The sequence below is a fragment of the Patescibacteria group bacterium genome (assembly GCA_038064855.1).
Lineage (GTDB): Bacteria > Patescibacteriota > Minisyncoccia > Ryanbacterales > GWA2-47-10b > SICQ01.
Genome location: JBBTSE010000011.1, coordinates 1 through 7082, shown reverse-complemented (window position 1 = coordinate 7082; position 7082 = coordinate 1). Strand labels below are relative to the sequence as shown.

At 48.6% G+C, this 7082-nt stretch carries 5 protein-coding genes and 1 tRNA gene; all 6 read left to right on the top strand.

Going from position 1 to position 7082, the window contains the following annotated elements; translation table 11 throughout:
- On the top strand, positions 1-525 hold a 525-nt coding region (locus AAB417_04415), incomplete at its 5' end, for a hypothetical protein (GenBank protein MEK7631234.1).
- Entirely contained in the window at positions 526-5061 is a 4536-nt protein-coding gene (locus AAB417_04410) for a peptidoglycan-binding protein (GenBank protein MEK7631233.1), read from the top strand.
- A gap of 155 nt (positions 5062-5216) precedes the next feature.
- Positions 5217-5705 carry a 50S ribosomal protein L10 gene (rplJ, locus tag AAB417_04405; protein MEK7631232.1) on the top strand — a complete coding sequence of 163 codons (489 nt, stop codon included), beginning with the start codon at positions 5217-5219 and terminating at the stop codon, positions 5703-5705.
- 23 nt (positions 5706-5728) lie between these two features.
- Positions 5729-6097 (top strand): 50S ribosomal protein L7/L12, encoded by a 369-nt coding sequence (gene rplL / locus AAB417_04400; GenBank protein MEK7631231.1) that lies wholly within the window; start codon positions 5729-5731, stop codon positions 6095-6097.
- 5 nt (positions 6098-6102) lie between these two features.
- Positions 6103-6762 carry a hypothetical protein gene (locus tag AAB417_04395; GenBank protein MEK7631230.1) on the top strand — a complete coding sequence of 220 codons (660 nt, stop codon included), beginning with the start codon at positions 6103-6105 and terminating at the stop codon, positions 6760-6762.
- Positions 6763-6783: 21 nt separating this feature from the next.
- Positions 6784-6858: transfer RNA gene (locus tag AAB417_04390), tRNA-Val, on the top strand.
- Positions 6859-7082: the final 224 nt, after the last annotated feature.

Sequence of the window (7082 nt, the reverse complement as noted above, 5' to 3'; positions counted from 1 at the left end):
AATACTTCTGCTGCAGTCAACGGTATCTTCCCAGTTACGGGAGCAACTCATACTGCCACTAGTTCGCTTCCCCCGGCTCCACATTGCGGCACACTCCCACCTCCACCTCCAACAGGCGACACTACACCCCCGATTGCCACATTGGTCTTGCCAGTAGGGAATAACATGGCGACAACCACAAGAAAAAGCTCGTTGCCGCTTGTTGCTGCCATGTTTACCGATAAGCCAGGGACAGGCGTCGCCACATCAACTGCATATTGGAAAAATCTAGCAAACAACGCCACAGGAGTTTTAGCGCCAAGCTACGGATGGCTTGGCGGACCGGTCACGCTCGCACCAGGACTCAATACTATAGAAGTCGGTGTACGTGACAACGCGGGCAATCTTGGTACGGCGCGCTTTTATGCCATCTATCAAACGGGATCATCAGCCGCGGCAGTTGATAGCAGGATCCCAGGACTTGCATCAGTCATCAATAGTCTTATCGCGCTCATCGACGAGCTTACTTCAGTACTCAATCGCTAAATGAGCTCGACCTTCCGCACACATCGCCATGACGCTTGGGTATTTTCACTCGCACTCTTTGACGTAGTTTTCGTGGCGGTGTTGTTTGCGGGAGGCATTGCGGCAAATATTGTTATCCCATCGAGTTTCGCGCAGGGTGGGGCATACGATTCTTCGTGCGAAAACTTTACTGCACCCACATCAGTAAAAGCAGGTGATCCAGTTGTGATCACGGCGAGGTTTAAAAATACAGGAAGTGCGGCCTGGACTCTGGCTGATAGCCGAGACCAACAAAACAATATTAAGCTCGGTTCGCTCGACAATTGGTATCCGGGCAGGGTGGTGCGGGCAAATACAGCCCCAGTCACTGCTACGGTACCGAGTGGGGACATAGTAGAATTTTCATTTACTGCTCGTGCCCCGTATGTACCGGGTTTTTACAGGGGACCAAGTACCCCAGGTACAGGGCCGGTGTTCGGATGGAGACTTTTTGGTGAAAATAGTAATCCAGTAGGATGGTTTGGTGCAGACTGTGGTGCAAATATAAATGTGCTACCTTCCGCAGAAGGCTCGATCGATATAACAAGTGGCGTTGTAGTTGGTTTCGCGTATGACCCGCAAGCTACTCTTGAAAGTGTTGATGTGCACTTTTATATTGATCGCGAGAGCGTAAATTCCGCCGGCACATTTATTGGTGCAACAAAGGCCAATCTATCCGGCACAAGTCCGGTGGCTGGGAATCATGGATTTACTTATTCAATTCCGCTTGCCTATCGCGACAATGTTCAGCACACGCTTTATGCGCGGGCAATTGATAAAGAGGGGGGCGGTAGTTTTCCGATAGGTACTCCTACCGTTTTTACGCTCTCTGGTGGGAGTGTGGGTACATCACTACCAAAGCCCGCAACTCTGCAATATTTTGGTTACTACTATTCTGCCAATACCGACATTTTTCGCGATGAATCCAAGGACTTTACAAATATTTCAGTCGTCAATACTTCAGTGGTGCTCGATGACAATATCGCCGCGGGGGTCAAGAGTATCTTCCATGTCCCTGTAGGCATTTGTCCACCCAACTCGGTTTACCCCGGCTGTGTGGGATTGGACAAACAAGCTGCTCTGGCAAAATTTAGAGAGGATTTTGATCTCGCCTGGCCAGGACCCAAAGGGCACATCGACCCCAACGGTGATGGGGATACGAGCGATAGTAAAATTCTCGCACTCTATTTTCAAGACGAGCCGATTTGGAACTCGGTTACCAACTCGCAGATTGCTTCCATGGCCCAGCACATAAAAGGGAAGTTCAAGGAAACTGCTCCAAATAAATTGTGGCCGCCAATCCCGATTATGCTCGTGGAGGCTGCGCCCAGTCTCGGTTTTGTCACCAGTGCTCGCATAAAGGGGGTAGGTGGTGAGTCCGGTCCGCCCGAGTATTGTGACCAGCCTACGGACGCAATGCGTGTAGAGATTGATCCACAGGGTCCACAACCTCCCGAGGCAACTAAAAATAGACAGAAATGCACAAGCCCACTACAGGTACCCGCGTCAATAGACTGGATAGGATATGATGCCTATGGAGTGGTAGATCCCCGCAAAGATACCGAATGGATGGCTACTTACGAGCGTCTCAAATCCAAACGCTCAAGCCCCAACCAAAAAATTGTGATGATCCCAGATGCCTGGTGGCACCACTGCAATCATGGCGTCAATAAACCGGGCCGGGGTGTGCTTGATAAATCAGTTCACAAAGAAATTTCTAAAAACTACTACGAGCTTTCAAAGTCCGACCCTGAAGTTTTGGGTATGATCGGCTGGCTCTGGCACTCGTATCCAGATAATTGCAAAGAGCTGTTTCCTTTTCATAAGCAACCCTCACCTCACGGCATCGGTATGCGCGATATGCCACGAGAGGTACTCGATGAAAATATCCGTATCGGGCAGGAAATCACCGGCAAAACGGGGCCCGTGATTGATTCGTATATCGTCACTCACCTAGAAGATGATGAGCAGGAGGGTAGCTTGCGCAAGGCCGTATCGAAGGGTTTTCGTTACATAACATTTGCGCCGAGTGTTGCGGGAGACATAAATCTAGAAAATGAAATAAGTATTCTTGGTCCGCATATCACGATTGATGCGAGTGCGGTTCCCGCACCCGGTATCACGCTAAAGGGTGCTGGCATAAAAATCAGAGGGGATGCTGGAGATAAAAGTGCGCACAATATTACAATCAAAAATATACGCGTGCGCAATGCAAGAGAGGACGGCATACAAGTAGCCGCGGGAGCACGTAACATTTTACTGGATCATGTATCTGTCGCCTTATCGGCCGATGGAAATCTCGATATTACTGGTGCGGGCACGCATGATGTGACCGTGCAAAATAGTATCATTATCGCGCCGATTCCAGATACGGATCAGGATGATATAGGTGACCAAAAAAACATGCTGTTAGGCAATAGTGCTACGGGAATTCGCCTTTACAACAACATTATTGGTTTTTCCAATCAGCGAAATCCAGAAATTTCTTTTGACAATACACAGGATGCCGAGACTGGTGACGCGCTCGATACCGATACGGGTACGACCGTGGACATGCGCAACAACATTATTTGGAATTGGCTGGACACCGATACTGCGGTATCAAATGGCGAGCGAGGTACACGCATTGAGCGCGGTGCCCATGTAAATGTGGTAAATAATCTTTTTGGTGGCTCGCCCGGCGAGGCGAATAGCGCGCTGGCTGTTTGTGACAACACGACAGACAAAGATTGCGATATCGCTCTCAACCCAGCCGCTGCTTTTATGAGTGGCAATAGATTTCTTGGCACTACAGTAGATTTAAATCAAAGAGGGAATGTGGATACCGAATTTCCAGTGCCACCAGTACCTATTACGGTCCAGACGCCGTGTATTGGGGCAGCTACCACCATTGCTAATGCTGGCGTTTCTTCTCGCGATTCGGTGGACCATGCAGCTCTTGCTGACATACAATCTGGTTGCCCGCCGTTTAACGAATTGTTTATAACTTCGGCCAAGTGGTGGCAGTACACCACAGACCAAGACTTAAAGTTCGAAGCCAAAATATACAATCACAGCAATATGCCGGTTCAAGGTGGAACTGCCCGTTTGAAAATTACTCCGCCGCCCGGGGCTCCTCCTGTGTTTATGCCACAGGAAATATCCTTGCCGATGATACTGCCGGGCGCTACAAAAAAAGTAATGTTGCCATCCGGGTACAAGATAACCAGCCCCGGGTCGTATACGGTGAGTTTTTGTATTATTGATATTATTACCGTTGATGAAGTGGATCCTGATGACTCCAAAAACTGTATCAAGGGTAAATTAAATGTAGGCACCCCGGCTGCGGGTACGGATATCATTGCCGATAAATTTATCATAAATTCCAGTCTTAAAAATGGTTCTGCCAAAATCAAAACGCAGATCCGAGCCAAAAACCAGGGCGTGTCTGATGCGGCAAGCGTGAGTTTTAAATACAAAATAGATACGAACGAAGTGCTCCCGGCGCCATTTCCTGCGCCGATCGGAGCTGGTAAAAAGAGAAACACGCGAGCCACCTGGAGAGCTGATGGAGTGGATGCTGGTAAGCACAACTATTCGCTATGCATAGACTCTCCGAGTACTATCGTAGAGTCTGATGAAGCCAACAACTGCGGAAATGGTTTTATAATGCTCGTAGAGACGGCGCAAGATCCTCGATCGGTAGTCACTCAATTTACTCAAACTCTTTCCAAAGGCGCTCGGAGCGTGGCGGTATCCAATGTTCAAAGTTTTCTGTCAGAAGAATTACATTTTGACGAAACGCCTACCGGATACTTTGGAGCAGTAACCGAGACTAGCGTACGCGGATTTCAGGAGGAAAATAACTTACCAGCAACAGGTGTATGGGACAGCACGACGCGCGCGCTCGCAAATGAGATCGAAGGATTTGCTGATCCTGTAACACCTACACCGTTGCCGCCCCCTCCACCAAGCGTTGTAAATCCACCACCTCCCGCAGTCGTTCTCCCGCCCGCGGCAATCTTACCCCCGCCTCCCATTGTAGTTTCGCCCCCTCCACCTGCAACTGTTGTAGCCCCACCCCCCGTGCCTATCGTGGTACCACCTCCAGTGCCAAGCCCTACAACTTCGCAAGTCGTGTGCCCCAAGGTTCCTATCACGCTCGATATCCGCCGCGGTTCGTATACCTTTAATGACAAAAACAGTGGCGGCCAGATAAGTTCGCTCCAAGAATTTTTGTGGCAGTATCGCGACGCGTATATATGGAATTTGAAAGCTATCGAGAAGCAAAGAACATTTGTCACGGGTATTTACGGCTCGCAGACAGAAAATACTGTTGAGTTTTTCCAACAGCAATTTGGTATCGCCAAAAAAGGCGATGAAGAGTTCGGTAGAGTGTATCAAAAAACACGCGATGAAATTTTGCGTCAATGCGGCGCGCTCGCGGTGTTGCCCGATACATCAGGGCCTAGCGAAGATGTAGAGACTTCATGGGGTTTTGCTGATATTTGGTCCGCACTTTCGGGCCTCTTTGACTAGTAAGCTGAGACCCTGTAAAGCCCCGTTGACTCTAGCGGGGCTTTTTGGTACAGTATTTGCACAGCCGTAGACGATAGGCGTCATAGTTATAAGACCTATTGAGGTGTGAGACATGCGGCTTTTGGTCGTATTTTTTATTTCTTACTAGAACAGGTATGCCAATTACACGAGTTAAAAAAGAATCAATCGTAGGTGATTTGCAGGACAAGATCGGCAAATCAAAAGCAGTGCTTTTTGCGCGCTTTCACGGCCTTTCAGTTGCCAAGGTGACGGGTTTGCGCCGCGCATTCCGCAAGGAAGACGCTGACTATACGGTTGCCAAAAAGACCCTGATCCGCGTCGCATTTCGCGAGTCAGGCAAGGATCTCTCTATGGATTTGCCAGGTGAGGTCGCGGTTGTCTCAGGATACGGAGATGAGCTCTCAATCTTTCGGACAGCTTCTACTTTTGCAAAAAAGGAAAAAGATGCCTTTGAGATCGTTGGCGGATATTTTGAAGGTCAGTTTGTTGACGCAAAAACCGCAAAGGCTCTCGGTGCAATCCCAGGACGCGAGGCGCTCTACTCACAGCTCATGAGTGTTATCCTCGGCAACACGAGAAAATTGGTTTTCGTGCTTGACCAATTAGCAAAGAAAAAGTCGTAATACTAACTTAAACAAAAACTATTATGTCAGATAAATTCAATGATATCATCGAGAAAGTTGAAAAACTCTCGGTACTCGAGCTCTCAGAGCTTGTAAAAGCAATGGAAGAAAAATTTGGAGTATCGGCAGCAATGCCAACCGCAGTAGCCGCCGCAGGTAGCGAGGGTGGCGCTGAAGAAAAATTAGCATTCAATGTTGAACTTAAGACTACCGGTGATCAGAAAATTCAGGTCATCAAGGTGCTCCGTGAAGCATTGGGCCTTGGCCTCAAAGAAGCAAAAGACATCGCTGATGCAGCTCCTAAAGTTGTCAAAGAAGGCATGTCAAAGAAAGACGCTGAAGATCTCAAGGCAAAGCTTGAGGGTGCAGGCGCTACCGCTGAGCTCAAATAACGCATATGCACAAAGGTGATACGCTCGTAAAACTCTTCGGATCGGAGGCCAAGGTTCGGCTCTTACGCCTCTTTTTAGTCAATCCGACCGAAGTATTTGATACCAAAACGATTAGTATTCGTATTCATATGAAGCCCGCTGCATTTTCAAAAGAAGTGCGTGCGCTTCTCGATATGGGATATATTCGCCGCGGTACCCGCGTCATCACTAGTGCAGACGATCGCGCGCGAGGACCCCGTCGCAAGAAATTGCATGGATTTGTCCTCGCGCGCGATTTTGCGTATTTACAAGAACTCTCAGCATTGTTGGTCTCGCAGACACCAGCTGTGCGTGAGCAACTTGCCGCAGGTATCAGAGGTGCGGGCAAAGTATCACTTATCGTGATCACGGGTACATTGCTCAATACGGAGCGCCGTATGGTTGATCTTTTTATCGTAGGTGACAAGCTCAAGAAGCCAAAGATTGAAAAAGCGCTCAAAGCGCTTGAGGCAGAAATCGGCAAAGAGATTATGTATGCCATGATGACCACGACCGAATTTCGATACCGCTATGGTATGTACGACCGATTTCTCAAAGACCTTTTTGATAATACGCACGAAATCGTGCTCGACAAACTCGATCGTAACCAAGAGGGCAGTATTCCCCTCAACATTTTGCCATCATAATATTATAGTTATCGGAGGAGGGGGCGGTTAGTTTAATGGTAAAACATTCGATTCACATTCGAAAGAGCATAGGTTCGATTCCTATACTGCCCACCAAAACAGAACTCAAGTCGGCTGATTCCCCACCCGCATTCATTTCCCAGACCCCTTTCTGCGGGCGGGATTTGCTTTCAGATTTTTTCGGCGGGTTAAAATCCAAAATAAATCAAACCCAAAATTGTCTCGGGCATTATACTATTTTTGATCGCCCGTGACCAAAGGGGTCTATCCTCGGCATCCGCCTCGGACATTTCCGCTAGGGCTACTCGCGCCTAGATGTC

Excerpts from the sequence above, each read along its gene's own strand:
- AAB417_04410 (MEK7631233.1), top strand. The coding sequence starts at position 526 with ATGAGCTCGACCTTCCGCACACATCGCCATGACGCTTGGGTATTTTCA.
- rplJ (MEK7631232.1), top strand. The coding sequence starts at position 5,217 with ATGCCAATTACACGAGTTAAAAAAGAATCAATCGTAGGTGATTTGCAG.
- rplL (MEK7631231.1), top strand. The coding sequence starts at position 5,729 with ATGTCAGATAAATTCAATGATATCATCGAGAAAGTTGAAAAACTCTCG.
- AAB417_04395 (MEK7631230.1), top strand. The coding sequence starts at position 6,103 with ATGCACAAAGGTGATACGCTCGTAAAACTCTTCGGATCGGAGGCCAAG.